General features: G+C 68.5%; 13 protein-coding genes. 6 read left to right on the top strand and 7 right to left on the bottom strand.

What is annotated here, in order from left to right; all coding sequences use genetic code 11:
- Position 1 precedes the first annotated feature (1 nt).
- Genes tilS through H9L16_RS00300 form a run of 5 tightly spaced genes read left to right on the top strand, consistent with a single transcriptional unit; the run spans position 2 to position 5,713 of the window.
- On the top strand, positions 2-1,294 hold the full coding sequence (gene tilS / locus H9L16_RS00280) for a tRNA lysidine(34) synthetase TilS (protein WP_187552650.1): 1,293 nt from the start codon (positions 2-4) through the stop codon (positions 1,292-1,294).
- 9 nt (positions 1,295-1,303) lie between these two features.
- A complete protein-coding gene (locus H9L16_RS00285) occupies positions 1,304-1,567 on the top strand; it encodes an exodeoxyribonuclease VII small subunit (RefSeq protein WP_187552651.1) in 264 nt (87 codons plus the stop codon).
- Complete coding sequence (locus H9L16_RS00290; RefSeq protein ID WP_187552652.1) at positions 1,560-2,480, top strand: polyprenyl synthetase family protein; 921 nt, start codon at positions 1,560-1,562, stop codon at positions 2,478-2,480. Before H9L16_RS00285 ends, H9L16_RS00290 begins: the two co-directional genes overlap by 8 nt.
- 9 nt (positions 2,481-2,489) lie before the next feature.
- Positions 2,490-4,379, top strand: coding sequence for a CHASE2 domain-containing protein (locus tag H9L16_RS00295; RefSeq protein WP_187552653.1), 1,890 nt, complete (start codon positions 2,490-2,492; stop codon positions 4,377-4,379).
- Positions 4,376-5,713: a M48 family metalloprotease gene (locus tag H9L16_RS00300; RefSeq protein WP_187552654.1), complete on the top strand. Its 1,338-nt coding sequence runs from the start codon at positions 4,376-4,378 to the stop codon at positions 5,711-5,713. Before H9L16_RS00295 ends, H9L16_RS00300 begins: the two co-directional genes overlap by 4 nt.
- Positions 5,714-5,802: 89 nt before the next feature.
- On the opposite strand, the gene H9L16_RS00305 is transcribed toward H9L16_RS00300, so the two are convergent.
- The 5 genes from H9L16_RS00305 to pmbA form a co-directional block, all read right to left on the bottom strand.
- Positions 5,803-6,231, bottom strand: a complete 429-nt coding sequence (locus H9L16_RS00305) for a DUF4870 domain-containing protein (RefSeq protein WP_187552655.1) — start codon at positions 6,229-6,231, stop codon at positions 5,803-5,805.
- 150 nt (positions 6,232-6,381) lie between these two features.
- Entirely contained in the window at positions 6,382-6,762 is a 381-nt protein-coding gene (locus H9L16_RS00310; RefSeq protein WP_187552656.1) for a DUF4870 domain-containing protein, read from the bottom strand.
- Positions 6,763-6,833: 71 nt separating this feature from the next.
- Positions 6,834-8,003, bottom strand: coding sequence for a DUF1501 domain-containing protein (locus H9L16_RS00315; RefSeq protein ID WP_187552657.1), 1,170 nt, complete (start codon positions 8,001-8,003; stop codon positions 6,834-6,836).
- A gap of 1 nt (position 8,004) precedes the next feature.
- On the bottom strand, positions 8,005-9,423 hold the full coding sequence (locus H9L16_RS00320; protein ID WP_229796490.1) for a DUF1800 domain-containing protein: 1,419 nt from the start codon (positions 9,421-9,423) through the stop codon (positions 8,005-8,007).
- A gap of 75 nt (positions 9,424-9,498) precedes the next feature.
- On the bottom strand, positions 9,499-10,815 hold the full coding sequence (gene pmbA / locus H9L16_RS00325) for a metalloprotease PmbA (RefSeq protein ID WP_187553970.1): 1,317 nt from the start codon (positions 10,813-10,815) through the stop codon (positions 9,499-9,501).
- Between the two features lie 86 nt (positions 10,816-10,901).
- On the opposite strand from pmbA, the gene yjgA reads away from it, so the two are divergent.
- On the top strand, positions 10,902-11,462 hold the full coding sequence (gene yjgA, locus H9L16_RS00330) for a ribosome biogenesis factor YjgA (RefSeq protein ID WP_187552659.1): 561 nt from the start codon (positions 10,902-10,904) through the stop codon (positions 11,460-11,462).
- A 29-nt stretch (positions 11,463-11,491) separates the two neighbouring features.
- On the opposite strand, the gene tldD is transcribed toward yjgA, so the two are convergent.
- The gene (gene tldD / locus H9L16_RS00335) at positions 11,492-12,931 is read right to left on the bottom strand and encodes a metalloprotease TldD (RefSeq protein WP_187552660.1); all 1,440 of its coding nucleotides are present in this window, start codon (positions 12,929-12,931) and stop codon (positions 11,492-11,494) included.
- Positions 12,932-12,997: 66 nt separating this feature from the next.
- The gene (locus H9L16_RS00340) at positions 12,998-16,870 is read right to left on the bottom strand and encodes a YhdP family protein (protein ID WP_187552661.1); all 3,873 of its coding nucleotides are present in this window, start codon (positions 16,868-16,870) and stop codon (positions 12,998-13,000) included.
- Positions 16,871-17,007 lie beyond the last annotated feature (137 nt).

Genomic DNA, 17,007 nt, shown 5'->3' on the forward strand with positions numbered 1-17,007 from the left:
GATGCGCGCGCCGTTGGCCGATGTGGTCCGGCGCGACGATCGTCGTGGCGTGCTGGTCGGCTTCAGCGGCGGACTGGATTCCACTGTCCTCTTGCACCTGCTCGCAGCGAATGCCGACATTCGCCGCAAGGGCCTGCGCGCGATCCATGTGCATCACGGATTGCATCCGCATGCCGAGGCATGGGCTGCGCACTGCCAGCAAACCTGCGATGCGCTGGGCGTGCCGCAGTCGATTTTCCAAGTCGAGGTAGATCGCGCATCGGGACTCGGGCTGGAAGGCGCGGCGCGTGACGCGCGCCATCGTGCATTCGCAGAGGCATTGGACGATGACGAAATCCTCGCCCTCGCCCACCATCGCGAGGACCAGGCCGAGACCTTCCTGCTGCGCGCCTTGCGTGGCTCCGGCGTGGACGGTCTGGCGTCGATGCGGCCGTGGCGCGCGCATGCGAACGGCTGGCTGTGGCGGCCGTTGCTGGATGTCCCGCGCGATGCGCTCACCGCTTATGCGCACGAGAACGGGCTGCAATGGATCGAGGATGCAAGCAACGGCGATCCACGCTTCGATCGCAACTTCCTGCGCCATGCGGTGATGCCGCTGCTGCGCCAGCGCTGGCCGCAGGCGAGCGACAGCCTGGCGCGCTGTGCGGGATTGAATGCACAGGCCGTCGAACTGCTCGACGCAGATGACGTATCCGCATTGCTGCGTACGATGCGCGATGAATACACGCTCGACATCGACGCGCTGCGTGCGATCCCGCGCGAGCGACGCGCACGCGTGCTGCGTCGCTGGATCGGCGGGCTCGGCTTGCCGCCGCTGCCGGGCAACGGCATCGCCCGCATCGAAGCCGACCTCCTCGACGCACGACGCGATGCCGAGGCCTGCTTCACATGGTCCGCCACGCGCATCCGTCGCTGGCGCGCGCTGCTGCATGTCGACTCCATGCGCGATCCGGTGCTCGCGCACTGGACGCAGCCATGGGACGGCGCGGTGCCACTGCGGTTGCCGACCGGCGACACACTTTCGCTGCTCGGCGCTGATCGCTTCGACCAGCCATTGCAGGTGCATGCGCGGCAAGGTGGCGAACGCATCGTGTTGCCGGGCCGCGACCATTCGCATGCATTGAAGAACGTCCTGCGGGAGGTCGGCATCCCGCCCTGGCAGCGCGAACGCCTGCCGCTGCTGTCAGCGGCCGACGGCACGCTGCTGGCCGCCGGCGACGCCATTCTCTCGGCCCCCTTGGCCGACTGGTTGCACGCACGCCAAGCGCGGCTGCACTGGTCGGTGCTGGCGTAAACTTCGCGCATGGCCCGCAAAACGACTCCGCCGCAAGACACCTCGCCGGTTGCCGACTTCGAGCAATCGATGCAGTCGCTGGAAGACCTGGTCGCGCGCATGGAAAGCGGCGAGATGACCCTGGAGGAATCGCTGGCCGCCTACGAGCGCGGCGTCGGCCTGTATCGCAGTTGCCAATCCGCGCTGGAACAGGCGGAACTGCGCGTGCGCCTGCTCAGCGACCCGGCCAACCCCGACGATGCCCGCCCGTTCGACGCCAGCGAAGATGCCTGACGCGGCGTTCGCGGCTTGGCGCGCGCGCGTCGAGGTCGCGCTCGACCTCGCCCTGCCCGATCCTGCGACCTCGCCCGAACGCCTGTACGCGGCGATGCGCCACGGCGTTCTCAACGGCGGCAAGCGCATGCGTCCGTTGCTGGTTTTCGCAACGGGCACGGCCTTCGATGCCGATGAAGCAGCACTCGACGATGCCGCGGTCGCGGTCGAACTGATCCACTGCTATTCGCTGGTCCACGACGACCTTCCGGCGATGGACGACGATGTTCTCCGTCGCGGCCAGCCCACGGTGCATGTCGCCTTCGACGAAGCCACCGCGATCCTCGCCGGTGATGCGTTGCAGGCACTCGCCTTCCAAGCGCTGGCCGACGCACCGCTGGCGGCGGATCGTCGTGTCGGGATGCTGGCTGAACTCGCGCGCGCGGCCGGCGTGGCCGGCATGTGCGGTGGGCAGGCGCTGGACATCGATGCGACGGGAAAGTGGGGTCAGAGTGGCCTTTCACAGGAGAAAGGCCACTCTGACCCCACTTTCCTTCTCGCCGACCTGGAACGCCTTCACGCGCTGAAAACCGGTGCTCTCCTGCGCGCATCGGTTCGTCTCGGCGTGATCGCCGCCGGGGCCGACGCCGCCAGCCGCGACGCGCTGGATCGCTACGCCGATGCCCTCGGCCTCGCCTTCCAGATCCGCGACGACTTGCTCGATGTCGAAGGTGACGCCGCCACCCTCGGCAAGACCGCGGGCAAGGATGCGGCGCAGGACAAGGCCACCTTTCCTGCATTGCTCGGCATCGACGCCAGTCGCGCGCGCCTGGCCTCGCTGGCGGATACGATGCAGCAGGCGCTGTCGACGCTCGATGTCGATACCACCGCGTTGGCCGCGCTGGCCCGCCTCGTCGTCGAACGCGACCGCTGAGCCGCCGGCATGGCACGCCGCGCCTTCAAGCACCTGCAGGACCGCATCGACGCCGTCATGGCATCGGCCGCAGTGTGGTTCATGGACGCGTGGACGGTGGTCGAACGCGGCTGGCGGCGGCCGTTGTCGAAACTCGCACTGCGGCTGAAGTTCGCCTTCTATCCATTGCTCGCGGTCGCCGCGCTGGGCTGGCTGGGCTGGGACTGGACTCACGGGCGCAGCCTGGACGCGGCGGAAGACAGCCTGTTCGACAGCGTGGTGAAGCTGCGGCCGGTCGAGCCGAAACCGTCCGGCAAGACCGTGGTGGTGGAGATCGACGAATGCTCGATCGAATGGACGCGCGCGCAGGGGCTGGGCGGCTGGCCGTGGCCGCGCTCGGTGCATGCGGATCTGCTGGATGCGCTGGACCGCGCCGGGGTCAAGGCCGTCGGTGTGGATGTGCAATTCATCGACCGCGATCCTGACGATCCCGACGGCGATGGCATGCTCGATGCCGTCGCTGCTGGTGGCGAAGGCCGCTTCCTGTTCGCCGCTGAGCGGCAATCAGCCGACTTCGATGAAGGTGCGCAACTGCGGGCCTCTGCAGTTCCCGGTGCATTCCCTCTGGGAACAGATCCGACGGCGCAAGCGCAAAATCCGCTGGTCGCCATCTTGCCTCCCTACGGTGAAGCGATGGCACGGCACTCCGCGCTGGCCAATATCAGCCGGGGGCAGGATGGCGTACTGCGCGATGTCCCCCTGCACGAGGTGGCCGGCGACTGGGCGTTGCCCACTCTGCCATCGCGGGTGGCTGCGCAGGTGCAGAACAAGCCCACCTCGATCTACCCCGCGAAGCTTCGGGTGAACTGGCGCAAACACAACCGACTGCCCTACATCAGCGCGGCCGATCTACTGGCTGGCGAAGCGGTGTGCGACAAGGGCGCGAAACTGCCCAATCTGCGCGGCGCAGTGGCTTTGGTGGGTTACACCGCCGCCGGCATCAGCGACAGCAAGCCGACCCCGCTGAACCCCGCGATGCCGGGTGTGGAAATCTGGGCCGAAGCGACCGAGGCCTTGCTGCAGGACAGTGCGATCTGGATGCCGCCAACGTCATTCAAGTACCTGCTCGCGGCGCTGCTGGTCCTGCTCACCAGCTACGCGTTCTGGCGCGGCGAACCGCACGAGGATGTCGATGGCGTGTTCGTGGCCACCAACGTCAGCCTGCTGCTGATCGCCTTCCTTGGCCTGAGCTTCTTCGGCGTGTTCGTGGACATCTTCGCCAGCATCGGCTTCGTCAGCCTGTGCTTCGGCCTGTGCCGGCTGTACGCCGCGGTGCAGCGTGGCCGCGCGATCGGCAACAACGACTACCGCGACGAATACAACCCGCAGCGGCATCCCTGGCTGCTGATGGCGCGCCTGCGTTTCGTGCCGAATGGCGACATCGGCGAGTTCGCCGCGGTGCGCGGCAAGCGCGAGTACCGCCGCCTGCTGCGCCGGCAGCTGTATGCCGGCGGCGAGGCGGTGATGATCGAGGGCATCGTCGAGCGCAAGAGCTGGCTGCACGACATCCTCGACGACCTGATGCTGCTGATCTGGACCGGCACCGAGCGCACCCAGGCGCTGCATGCGGCCAAGCGCGAACTCGACCAGCTGTATCGCGACCTGAACGAAGGCGACCTGCGGCTGGAGGATCATGGCCGGGTCATGGTCTGCATTTCCGTTGCCGAGATCGACGACGACAACGACCTCACCAACCGCGGCGAGCGCATGCGCCTGCGCGAGTTGCTGGGACAGGACCTGAACGCGACCGACGAATGGCTGCTGGTCGCGGACAATCGCTATATTCTGCATCCGTCGCACACGCTGGAATTCAGCGAGGACGCGACGGACACCACCCACGCGGAAGGGGAAGATCGATGACGCGCAACACGATGCGATGGAGTGCCGCCGCACTGGCGGTGGCGGTATCCGGCCTGCTGCTGGCCGCCGATCCGATCACCCCGGCGACCGTGGCCAAGCCCTCGATCGAGGCTCATGCCAAGCCGGATTTCGCCGCACCCACCGTGGCCACGTTCAAGAAGAACGCGCCGGTCAAGGTCAGCGGCCAGCAAGGCCTGTGGTTCCAGTTGGCGCTGGACGGCGGCAAGACGGGCTTTGTGCGAGTCAATGACGTGCGCGTCGCCTACGGCAAGACCGAGACCGGCGGCGCCGCGAAGGCGCTATTCACCGGCAAGGCGGGCAAGGGTCGCGTCAGCGAGACCGCCAGCGTGCGCGGCATCGACGAAAGCGATCTCAAGGCCGCCAGTTTCAACGCCGTACAACTGAAGCTGATGGAGTCCTACCGGGCCACCCCGGAAGCCGCCGAACAGGCCGCTGCCAAGCGCGGCTGGACCGCGACGCAGGTGCCCTACGCGATCGAATACCAGCCGGGCAAGTCGAAGGGCAAGGGCGGCGCCACCCAGGCCGAGAAGCGCGAGCGCTTCGGGATGGCGCGCGGGCTGCTGTCTTCGGTCGGGGGCAGGCTGGGCTCTACCGCCGCCGCATCCGGCGACAAGCTGATCGGCAAGTCGGAAGACGAAGTCGCCCAGGAAGAACTGGAACTGGGGCCGATGATCGCCGGGCGCATCCTCGGTGCCGCGCCGCTGGTCAAGGATCCGGCGATGCAGAAGCGGGTCAACCTGATCGGCCGCTGGCTGGCCTCGCGCAGCAGCCGCCCGGAACTGCCATGGACCTTCGGGGTGATCGAGGATGGCGAGATCAACGCCTTCGCCGCGCCGGGTGGCTACATCCTGATCACCCGCGGCCTGTACCAGCTGCTTGGCAGCGACGACGAAGTGGCGGCGGTGCTGGGCCACGAGCTCAGCCACGTGGTCCAGCGCGACCATTACGAAGTGCTGCGCAAGCAGGAACTGCAGGGCGCGGGGCGCGATGCCGCATTGAGCCAGGTCAACACCGGCGGTGGCGTGGCCGGCAGCCTGGCGCGCGGCTACATCGAACGCAACGGCGCGGCGATCATGCTCACGCAGCTCGACCGCAACGCCGAATATCGCGCGGACCAGGCCGCCGGGATCTACCTGGCGCGCGCCGGCAGCAATCCGCTGGTGTTCTACGCGGTGCTGCAGAAGATGACCTCGCTCGGGTCGTCATCGGAGCGGCTGACCCAGCTGTACAAGACCCATCCCTCGCTGGACAAGCGCCTGGATGCGCTCGACAAGCAAGGCTACAAGGGCATGGAACCGTATCTGGACCGCTGATCGCGGCATGCTTTGCGGATGCAGAAAGGCCGGCTTGCGCCGGCCTTTCTCATTTTGCAAGGCACCGGCGAACCGGCGCATGCCACTCATCACTGGAACAGGCGGATCGTGACTGGATAGCGGTACGACTGGCCGTCGTAGGCCCTGAACGCGGCGATCAGCGTGCAGACGATCCACACCAGCGCCAGGATCCCCCACAACGGCAACGCCACGATGATGCCGATTCCCAGAGTGAAGATCACCAGCACGGTCAGCATCGCCGAGTACAGGAACATGCTGAGGTTGAAGTTCAGCGCTTCCCGCGCGTGTTCGGCGGCGAAGGCCGACTTGTCGCGCACCAGCATCCACACCACCATTGCTGCCACCGCACCGGCCACGCCGGCGACCCAACTGGTCAACAGCGCAGCGAGCAATGCCGCGACATGCGCGGCGGCCGCCCACTGGCGGTCGGTGAGGCTCGGGGACAGGGTCTGCACGCCGGTGGCGTTGCCACTTGATTCGTAGGTGCTGGTTTCCATCGTCGACTCCCACCGGAAACAGTCCGGCATGGGAGGGATGATGGAGGCACCGCGAGGGGTTGCAAGCCATCCGATGGCCCAATGCGGGCCACCGGCGACGAATGGCCGCCGGCGCGCGACGAACCGCGCAACACCGGCGACGAACGCGGCTTACTTGATCAGCCGCAGCGCGAACGGGTAGCGATAAGCCACGCCTTCATTGGCCTTCAGGCCGGCCATGATGCTCAGGATGATGCAGGCGACCCACGCCGCCAGGTTGATCAGCGCGCCGATCAGGATCACGGTCAGCACGATGCCGATCACGTAGACGATCAACAGGGTGATCTGGAAGTTCAACGCTTCCTTCGCCTGGTCGTTGAGGAAGCCCTTGTCGGCCTTGTCCTTGTTCACCAGCCAGATCACCAGCGGCACGATGAAGCCGAGCACGATGCCGGACAGGTGGGTGATCAGCGCCAGCGTCCGGTCTTCCTGCGAAGCGGCAGAGCTCGGCGGCGGCGGCGGCGGTACGGCGGTGGCGTCGTTGTGTTCCATCTGGCTTCCCCGGTGTTGCGCGTGCGCGCGGTTCTCGAAGCATAACGCGGGTTCGCGACGCAGCCGGCCACTCAGGCAGCCGTTGCGCGGCGCAGCAGCCCGGTCATCGGCGCGGTGCCGCGGCTTTCAGGAAACACCTGGTCGACCAATGCGGCATCGGCAATGCCGAGATGGTCGCGGAGGACGCCCTTGAACAGGCTGCGCATGTCGGTGGTGGCACGCAGGTCGCGACCGTCGTTGAGCTGCGCTTTGGCGATGCCGGGCCAGTCGCCGGCAATGCGCCCGCCCTGCACCGCGCCACCGGCCAGGAATGCCACGCCGCCGGTGCCGTGGTCGGTGCCACCGGTGCCATTGATCGCGGCGGTGCGGCCGAATTCGGTGACGATGGCGACCACTGTGTTGTTCCAGGTCGACAGCGCGCCGTCACGGAATGCCTTCAACCCCGCATCCAGTTCGCCGAACTTGCGGTTGAGCACGCCGAGCGCGTTGTTGTGGGTGTCCCAGCCGGTGTCCTCGACGAAACCGATGCGCGGGCCGTCGGCAGCGGACATGAAGCGCGCAGCCGACGCCATCGCCTGCGGCAAGCGCAGGCCGGCCTGGCCACCGCGACCCGCGGCCATGTCGCCCACGTCGCTGTCGATCGCGGCAAACGTCGCGGCCAACGCCGGATCCGCTGCATACAGCAGTTGCAATTGCTGCCACAGGATCGGGTCGAGTCGTTCCGGCATCGGCGGCGACCAAGTGGCGACCTCGGCCTTGCCGCGCATCGCCAGCGGCAGCACCGACGAGATCGCCAGGCCCTTGCTGCCGGGCACGCCCGCCACGCAACGATTCAACCAACCGGTGCTGCCGCCGCTGCCGGACGTGCCGTTCTCCACGCAGTCCTGCGCCTCGAAATGCGAGCGCTGGCGATACGGCGGCGCAATCGCGACGACCGGCAGCAGCGACTTTCCGGCGTAAAGCTGCGCCATGAACTCGAGTCGCCCGTGAAGCGCGAAATCCGCATCCAGCCGGTGTGCCGCTGGCTGTCCGTCGGCACGCGCGAACGCGCCGCGCAAGGCCGCAAAGCCGGGATCGCCAAACGGTTGCAGCGCGTGCAGGCCGTCCATGCCGCCGCGCAGCAGCACCAGCAGGAACCGTGTGTCGGTGGTGGACGATGCCGCCAGCGCGAATCGCGGCAGCAACGAAAGCATCGCGACCGAGCCACTCAGTGCCAGGAACCTGCGTCGATCGAGGGTCATCTCATCGCCTCCATTGAAATGAGGGACTGGCCAGCAACAAGGCGACGCCCTGTTGCACGGATTCGGCACGGCGCAGGGCCGTGGCGGTTTCATCATCGAGTGCCGGACCCAGGGCAGCGACACCGAGCGCCTGCGGCGTTGCGTCCCGCGATGCGGGCAAGCGCTCAGCCAGCGCCTGCGCCGCCTGCACGCGCTTGAACAACGCATCCGGGCCGCCCCAGTCGGCAGCCACATCGCCGAACCCGGCCGGCGAACGCGGCTGGAACATGGGTTGCCCCAATTGCGCCTGCAAGCGCAGGCTCAAGGCGAGATCGCCGTCGGCGCCCAGCTGGCAGGCGCGCAAGGCGGAGACGATGAAATCCTCCGGCGACTTGAACTTGCCGGCGCTCGGCGACCACGCGGCATCGTCCTCGGCCATCGCCCGGTACAGGGCAGCGAGTTCGCCGCCACTGGCGAGGTAGGCCTTGGCCATCCGCTCCACCAAGGCCGGCGATGGCTGGTCGGCAACGAAATGCCGCGCGAGTTTCAGCGACAGGTGCCGGGCCGTTGCCGGATGCAAGGCAAGGTCGCGCAGGATCGCTTCGCCCTGTGCCTCGCCGGCTTCCGGATAGGCCTTGCCGAGCACGCGGCGCGCGCCCGGCTCGTGCGCGACGGCACGGAACACGAACGCATCATCGCGACGGCTGCGCTCGCGATCCGCGGGCCGCGCCACGCTCCAGCCGGTAATCGCGCGGGCCAACTCGGCGACATCGCCTTGTGCGTAACCGCCATCCACGCCGAGCGTGTGCAGCTCGAGGATTTCGCGCGCCAGGTTCTCGTTGAGGCCGCGCTTGCGCGCCTCCGGGTTGCGCTGCGCGCGCCGCGCGGACTGCGCGCCGAGCCGAGAGTCAACGCCGATCGACTGCGCATTGTCCAGGTAGACCAGCATGCCCGGATGGCGCTCGACCGCGAGCAACATGTCGGCGAAGCGACCGATCAGATGCGGGCGGATCGCCTCGCGCTCCATCGGCGCGGCGAACAGCGAGGCCTGGAACTTGTCGATCGAAATCGCGAAATGGTTCGACCAGAACCGCACCAGGCGTTCTGCGAATGGGCGCGTGGTCGTCGCCGCCACGCCTTGGCGAATCGCGAGTTCGCGTTGCAAGCCACGGCGCAAGCCACGTCGATCCATGGCGGGTCGCGCCTCTTCGGCTTTGCCCGCCTCGCGTTGCGCGCGCAGTTCGCGACGCTGCCGCAGATAGTCGTGGTACTGGTCGAGATAAGCGCCGCTGTCGGGCAAGCCAGCGAACGAATCGTCGCGTGCATCGCCCGCGATTTGCGCCAGCAACCAGCCGCGCGGATCGCCACCAACGACGGCAATCTCGTCGCCGCGCCCGCCCAATCCGAAGCGGTTCACCGCACTTGCCGCAGCTTGCGCCATCATCGCCACCCTTCGCCGATCACCGGACCGGTAACGTCGGGCAGCACGATGCGGTTGACGCGATCAGCCGCGCATTCAGCCGGTACCGGCCACGGTCATGCGTCCCAGCAACATCGAACCCATGCGCACGTGCGAGCGCGGGTCGATGTCGCCGCCCACCGCCTCGATCGAACCGAACATCGTTTTCAGGTTACCGGCAATGGTGATGCCATCCACCGGGTGGGCGATCCGCCCGCCCTCGATCCAGAAACCTGCGGCACCACGCGAGTAATCGCCGGTGATCGCGTTCACGCCCTGCCCCATCAACTCGGTGACCAGCAGGCCGCGGCCCATGCGCTGCACCAGTTCCGGCAGGCCGCCGGCATTCGCCCGCACCTGCAGGTTATGCACGCCGCCCGCATTGGCCGTGGTCTGCAACCCCAATTTACGCGCCGAATAACTGCCCAGTACGTAGCGCTGGACGATGCCGTCGCGGACCAGCGGCGACTCACGCGTGGCGACGCCTTCGGCATCGAACGCGGCGGAACGGAAGCCGCGCGGCAGGAACGGCAGTTCGTCGATGTCGAACCAGTCCGGAAATACCCGGGTGCCCACGCTGTCGAGCAGGAAGCTCGCCTTGCGGTAGAGCGCGCCACCCGACACCGCGCTGAGGTAATGGCCGATCAGCGAGCGCGCCATCTCGGCCGCGAACAGCACCGGCACCTCGCCGGTCGGCAGCGAGCGCGGGTCCAGCCGCTCCAGGGTGCGCTGCGCAGCCTTGCGACCGACCAACTCCGGCGCATCGAGATCGCCTTCGGCCAGCGCCACGCTGTACCAGCTGTCGCGCTGCATGTCCTCGCCTTCGCCGGCAATCAGCGCGCAGCCGATGCTGTACGAGGTGCTGCGTTCGGCACCGAGGAAGCCATGCGAATTGGCGTAGACGCTGATGGTCGCACCGGCATTCGCGGAAGCGCCATCGGAATTGCCGATGCGTGCATCCACTTCGCGGCCCGCGGCCTCGGCGGCCAGGGCGATGCCGATCGCGCGATCGGCGTCGAACGCGGCCGGATGCCAGCTGTCGAATTCGCGCTGGGTCTTGGCCATCAGTTCGGCGTCGGCCAGGCCGGACGCGGGATCGTCCTCGGTGTGGCGGGCGATCGCGCAGGCCTGGGCCACGGTCGCCTGCAGGCTGTCGTCGCGCAGGTCGGCGGTGCTGGCGCTGCCCTTGCGCGTGCCGAAGTACACGGTGACGGCGATGCCGCGGTCGCGGGTGGCCTCGACGGTTTCCACCTCGCCCATGCGCACGTTGACCGACAGCCCGCTGTCCTCGTTGCAGCTGACCTCGGCCTGGCTGGCACCGGCCGCGCGGGATTGGGCCAGCAACTGCTCCGCGATGGCGGACAGGCGCTGCATGCGCGCATGGCTGTCATCGGCAATCTGGGCGGCGCTCGCGATGGCGGAATCGTGGGTCGAAAGGCTCAATGGCTTATCCTGTTGCAATGCGTGGACGCGATGAAGACACCGGCGAATTCCTGAGCCCCAGCCGCAGCCAGAACCGGCGCGATGCGCTGGACGTGCTGGCGCTGGGGGAAACCCTGGTGGCATTGAGCGCCGCGCAACTCGCGCGGCTGCCGATCCCCGAAGAGCTGCTGCCGCATATCCGCGAGACCCAGCGCATGACCTCGTACGGCGCGCGCAAGCGGCAGCACGCGTTCCTGGCCAAGCAGATGCGCCGCCAGGACGACGAGGCGCTGGACGCGATCCGCGATGCGCTGGCGAAAGACGGCGATGCCTCCAAGCGCGAGACCGCCGCCCTGCATCGCGCCGAAGTGCTGCGCGACGCTCTGATGGGCGAGAACGGCGATGCCGCGATGACCGAGTTGCTGACCGCGCATCCCGATGCCGACCGCCAGAAGCTGCGCCAACTGGTGCGCAATGCGCACGAAGAACAGAAACGCAACAAGCCGCCGCGTGCGCATCGAGAATTGTTCCGCGAATTGCGCGAGCTGCTGGCGGGTGGCGAAGATCCGCTGGATGACGACGCACCCGCGAACGAATGACCCGGGCATCGTCCTGGCAGGCATCGCGCTCACGCCTGCGTCCCACCCACCGTCAATTCCGAAATCAGCAGCGACGGCTGGCCCACGCCGACCGGCACGGACTGCCCGTCCTTGCCGCAGATGCCGACGCCGTCGTCCAGCGCCATGTCGTTGCCGATCATCGCGACCCGCTGCATGGTCTCCGGGCCGTTGCCGATCAGGGTCGCGCCCTTGACCGGCGCGGTGACCTTGCCGTCCTCGATCAGGTAGGCCTCGGTGGCGGTGAACACGTACTTGCCGCTGGTGATGTCGACCTGGCCGCCGCCGAAATTCACCGCGTACAGGCCGCGCTTCACCGAGCGGATCATCTCCTGCGGATCAACGGTGCCGGCGCGCATGTAGGTATTGGTCATCCGCGGCATGGTCAGGTGCGCGAACGATTCGCGACGGCCGTTGCCGGTGGGTGCCATTCCCATCAGCCGCGCGTTGAGGGTGTCCTGCATGTAACCGACCAGGATGCCGTCCTCGATCAGCGTCGTGCACGAGGTCGGCGTGCCTTCGTCGTCGATGTTGAGCGAGCCGCGACGTCCGTCGAGCGTGCCGTCATCGACGATGGTCACACCCTTCGCCGCCACGCGCTGGCCCATGCGGCCGGCGTATGTCGACGTGCCCTTGCGGTTGAAGTCGCCCTCCAGCCCGTGGCCGACCGCCTCGTGCAGGAGCACGCCCGGCCAGCCGTGGCCGAGCACCACCGGCATCGTGCCGGCCGGTGCATCGATCGCATCGAGGTTCACCAGCGCCTGGCGCAGCGCCTCGCGCGCGAACTTTTCCGGCTTGTCGTCGGCCAACAACTGTTCGTAGGAATAACGACCACCGAAACCGGCGAACCCGGATTCACGCCGTCCGTTCTGCTCGACGATGACCTGGATGTTCATCCGCACCAAGGGGCGGACGTCGCCGGCCAGCACGCCGTCGCTGCGCGCCACCAGCACGGTGTCCACACCCGCGCTCACGCTCACCATCGCCTGTTGCACGCGCGGATCCAGCGCGCGCACCAGCGCATCCACGCGCCGCAAGAGCGCGACCTTGGCCTCGTTGGCGAAGGCATCGACCGGATCCAGTGCGGGATACAGCTGCCTTCCGCCAATCCGCGCCAGCGACTGCCCGGCATGCTGGCGACCATCGCGCGCGATCGCCCTCGCCGACTGCGCCGAAGCGAGCAATGCGCCGGCATCGAGATCGTCCGAGTAGGCGAAGCCGGTCTTCTCGCCGGAGATCGCGCGCACGCCCACGCCCTGCTCGATCGCATGCGCGCCATCCTTGACGATGCCGTCCTCCATGCTCCAGCTCTCGCGCCGCGAATGCTGGAAATACAGGTCGCCGAAGTCGATGCCCGGGCCCAGCAAGGTACCGAAGGCGCGTTGCAGCGCGTCGGTGTCGAGGCCGGTCGGCGCCAGCAAACGGGATTCGGCGATGGCGAGTGCGTTCATACGTCCTGCTATTGAAGTGCGTTGCAACGAGATGGCGGCGATGCGACCCGAATCAATGCAGCGCGCTCAATCCGGCGCGGCCGGCTTGGCGGCCGGTCGCGGCGGTGGACCGCCGCGCGCACTGACCTCGACCTTGGGCGACGCCCACGGCCCGGTGATGCGATAGGTCTTCGCACCGAGGCCCTGCAGCGGCTTCTCCAGTACCGCATTGGCGACCGCCCCCACCGCTGCGCCCACCGGGCCACCGGCAAGCGCACCGACCGCGGTCAGCAGGCCGCCGGACTTCGGCAGCACGTCCACGGTCTGGTCGAAACGCTGGGTGCGCAGGTCGGCGCTGCCGCGCAAGTGGATCTCCGCTGCAGGCCCCTTGATGGCGATGTTGTCGCTGCGCGCGCTGCCGTTGGCCAGGCGTACCTCGCCGGTGATGCTGTCGAAGGCGAAGCCCTTGTCGAAGAAGTCGCGGAAGTCCAGGGTCAAGCGCCTCGGCAACTGGCCGATGCCGAGCAGGCCGAGCACGCGGCCTGCGCCGGGTTCGATCTCCAGCAGCCGGCCATCGCGCGCATCCAGGCGCAGGTTGGCCTGCAGCGTGAGCGGATCCAGTGCATCCGGCCCACCGCGCCAGTCGGCATCGATCTGCAGCGTGCCCTTGCCGCCACCGACCTGGCCGCCCAACGACAGACCCGTCAGCAACGCGCCGATGTCGTCGCTGTCCACGCCCAGTGCCAAGCGCGTGCGCGCTGCCGTACCGCGACCGCTCCAGGTACCGGTCGCGGACAGCCGCTGCTTGCCGCCGCGGGTAGTGAATTCGTCCATGCGCAAGCCGCCCGCCACCGGCGTGCTGCGGAAGCGCGCCTGCCCGAGCGCGGCCTCGCCGATGCGCAGGTCGCCAACATCGAACAGCAACGGCGGCAGCTTGCCCGGATCGAATGCGGGAACCTCGGTGGGCGCATCGCTTGCGACCGTCGCCGATGGGCTGGCAGTCGCAGCGCGCAAACCGCCGAATCCGGGCCCGCTGCGCGGCGGCATCGTCCAGTGCAGGCGATCGAAACGACCGGCCACGGTCGCGCCCTCTTCCTTCGGCACCAGCAGCGATCCCGTCAGCGTGTCCGCCTCCACCAGGACGGCGGTGCCGCGCGGTGCCGGCACCACCAGCACGCGCGCATCCGCGAACTGGGTGCCGAGCAGGCGCAACTGCGCTGCATTGACATCGATCCGGCGCAGCGGCAGGCCATCGCCGCCGCGATCGCCGGCGATAACCCCGATCCAGTCCAGTGCATCCACGCGGGTGGCACGCCCGCCGACCATCAAACCCTCCGCAGGTGGAGCCTCGGCACGCGCGCCACCCAATTGCACGGCAACACCGGTCGAAGTCGCGCGCGTTCGGCTGCGCAGCGACAGCAGGTTGCCCAGGGTCACTTCGACCTCGCCTTCTTCCAGCGGCAGGCGCAAGTCGACGCTGGCCGCCAGTGCCTGGCCGCGCGGCTTGCGCATGGGTTCCGGCAGGTCGAGTTCGGTGCCGGCCAGGTTGGAGCGCAATTGCAGGCGACCGGCCATCGCGCCCTGCGCCGCATTGCGCGGAATGCCGAGGGTCACCGTCCATGCCGAACTGCCGGCCACGTGCGGCTTCAGCCAGGCCATGCTGCCGGCCTTGTCCAGCAGTCCGTCGATAGCGATTTGCGCGTCCAGCTCGCCCTCGAACGCGTGCGCCGGATCGCGCACATGCGGGCCCGCCCGCAGGGCCAGCACGCCGGGCGTGCCCTCGTGGCGCACCTGCAGGTCCTCGGCGGCGAACCCGCCCTTGTCGTAGCGAATGTTGCCGCGGACCTGGTCGAAAGCCAGCTTCCAGCGCTCGTCGCGCAGGGTCGCGCCGGCCAGCACCACGTCGCCATACAGCTCCTGCGGCGGTGGCTTGTCGCGGTGGAACGGCAGCCGCAGGTGGAACTGCGCCTGCGCCGGGCCGGCCACGCGCAGGCTGTCCATGCTCGCGCCGTAGGATTTCTGCAATGGGCTGGCGCGCAGCAGGCCGAGGAAGTCCCTGGCATCTCCCGCTGCCGCGGCATCCACGGTCAGTTCGGCCCGTCCGAAGCGGGTGATCCCGGCCTTGAACGCCGGCACCGGCACCCCGGCGATGCGGCTGCGCCCGGCCACCGTGAAACCGTCGGCCTCGAAGCGGATGTCGGCTTCGAGGTTCTCCGCTGCGGGCCATTCCGGCTGGAACTTGAGCACGCCGCCGCGCATCCGCGCATCGACCCGGAACACGCCGGCACCGTGGCGATCGCCCTCGGTGCGGAACGGCCAGTCGTCGAGGTCGCCGGCGACCACCGCATGGATGTCGTGCAGGCGTCCGCCCTGCAAGGCCGCGTCCAGCCACTTGACCGTCGATTTCGGCATCAGGTGGTGCACCCAGAACTCGTGCGCCAGCGAGACATCCGCCTCACCCAGGTCGGCAGCCAGGTCCATCCGCGGGCGGGTGCCATCATTCGGGAATCCCAGGCCGCCGCGCAGCTTGATTTGCAGGTCCGGATTGACCAGCGACAACCCGGGCGTGCGCACGCTCCAGCCCTTGCCGTCGCGCCAGGCCACAGCTTCGCCGTCGACGTTGAAGTCGTGGACCACGCCGAACCCGACCGGCCAGTCCAAGGCCAGCGTGGCCTGCGGGTCGAATCGCAGGCGCACGCCGTCGGCATCGCCTTGCAGCCAGCCATCCACGCCGCGCAGCCCCGGTGCGTTGCCGACCGGGGCGAAATGCAGGCCGCGGATGCGTGCAGTCGCCGAGACCACACCACCGCGCGCGCCATGCACGTCCACGTCTTCCAACACCGCACCGGCGGACGAGGCCTGCAACCAGGCGCGCATCCCCGCCGGTAACGCATCGCCCAACGCGAGGAGTTGCAGCAGCGGCGCCGCATCGATGCGCTGCGCCTGCAAGCCGAAACGTTGCCCGCCACTGACGGCGACACCGTCCATCACCTGTTCGGCATCGCCCGCACCCAGGCGCAGGCGTGCGGCGCGCGCCCGCCATTGGCGCACCGTGCCGCGCCAGCGCGCGTCCAGCGCGACCTTGCCCAAGCTTTGCGTCGGTGGCGGTTGGCCATTGGCCGATGCCGCGCCACGCACCACCACGTCCTCCAGCGCGGCATCGGCGCGGATGCCGACGATCCGGTGCGCCTGCAGCTGGCCCCAGGCCTGCAAGCGTCCACTGCCCGACGCCGGCACAACACCGGCCAGGTCGAAACTGCCGGCGAATTCGCGCAGGTCGGCACGGCGGGTGCCCGCGTACACCCGGCCATCACCGCTACCCCGGTCGTAATCCAGCGCTGCCGACAGCGGGGTCGCGCCGTTGCGCAACCAGGCCTGCGCGCCGACGCGGATACGCGCGCCATCCACGCGCATGCGCAGGTCGATGCGCGGGACCCGCAGGTCCAGTCCGAGCTCCGGTGCCGAGACATGCAGCCGCGCGTGCGAGACCTGCAGTTCGCCGAGTCGTTCAAGAGTTGCAAAGGGATCGCCGCCCGCCTGCTGCTGGCCCGGCAAGCCGCGCACGCTCCACGCACCGCCGGCATCGCGCTGCAGCAGCAGATCCAGGCCGCGCACCCGCAATTCGGTGAACGAACGCCCGGGCAATAGGCCCGCGTATTGCGCCACCAGGATTTCGGCATCGCCGATGCGCAATGGATTCGCTGCATCGCCGATGCGCAGATTGTCCAGTCGCAGCAAGGGGCCGCGACGGGTCCATTCGGTTTCGACCGCGTCGAACGCAACCTGGCTCTTCACCCGCACGCCAAGCCACGCGGCGATCTTGTCCGGATGTCGTTCGATCAGCGGCAGCAGCTGGCTGCCGATGCCGTTGCCCAGCGCCAACAGGACCAACGCCGCGGCCAGCGCATACCCGGCACCGCGGCGCAGCAGACGCCAGCGTCGGCGGATCGGTGTGGTCATCGATCTCGCCGATGTGACCGGAGCGACAGCGTGTCGCCGCCGCTCCGTCCAGTCATCCAGGACTGATCTCGCGGGCGCGGCCCATCCGTGGGCCGCTCGGCGACACGCTGTCGCACCACTCCCATCGGTCCGGCATT

Source organism: Thermomonas carbonis, assembly GCF_014396975.1.
GTDB lineage: Bacteria > Pseudomonadota > Gammaproteobacteria > Xanthomonadales > Xanthomonadaceae > Thermomonas > Thermomonas carbonis.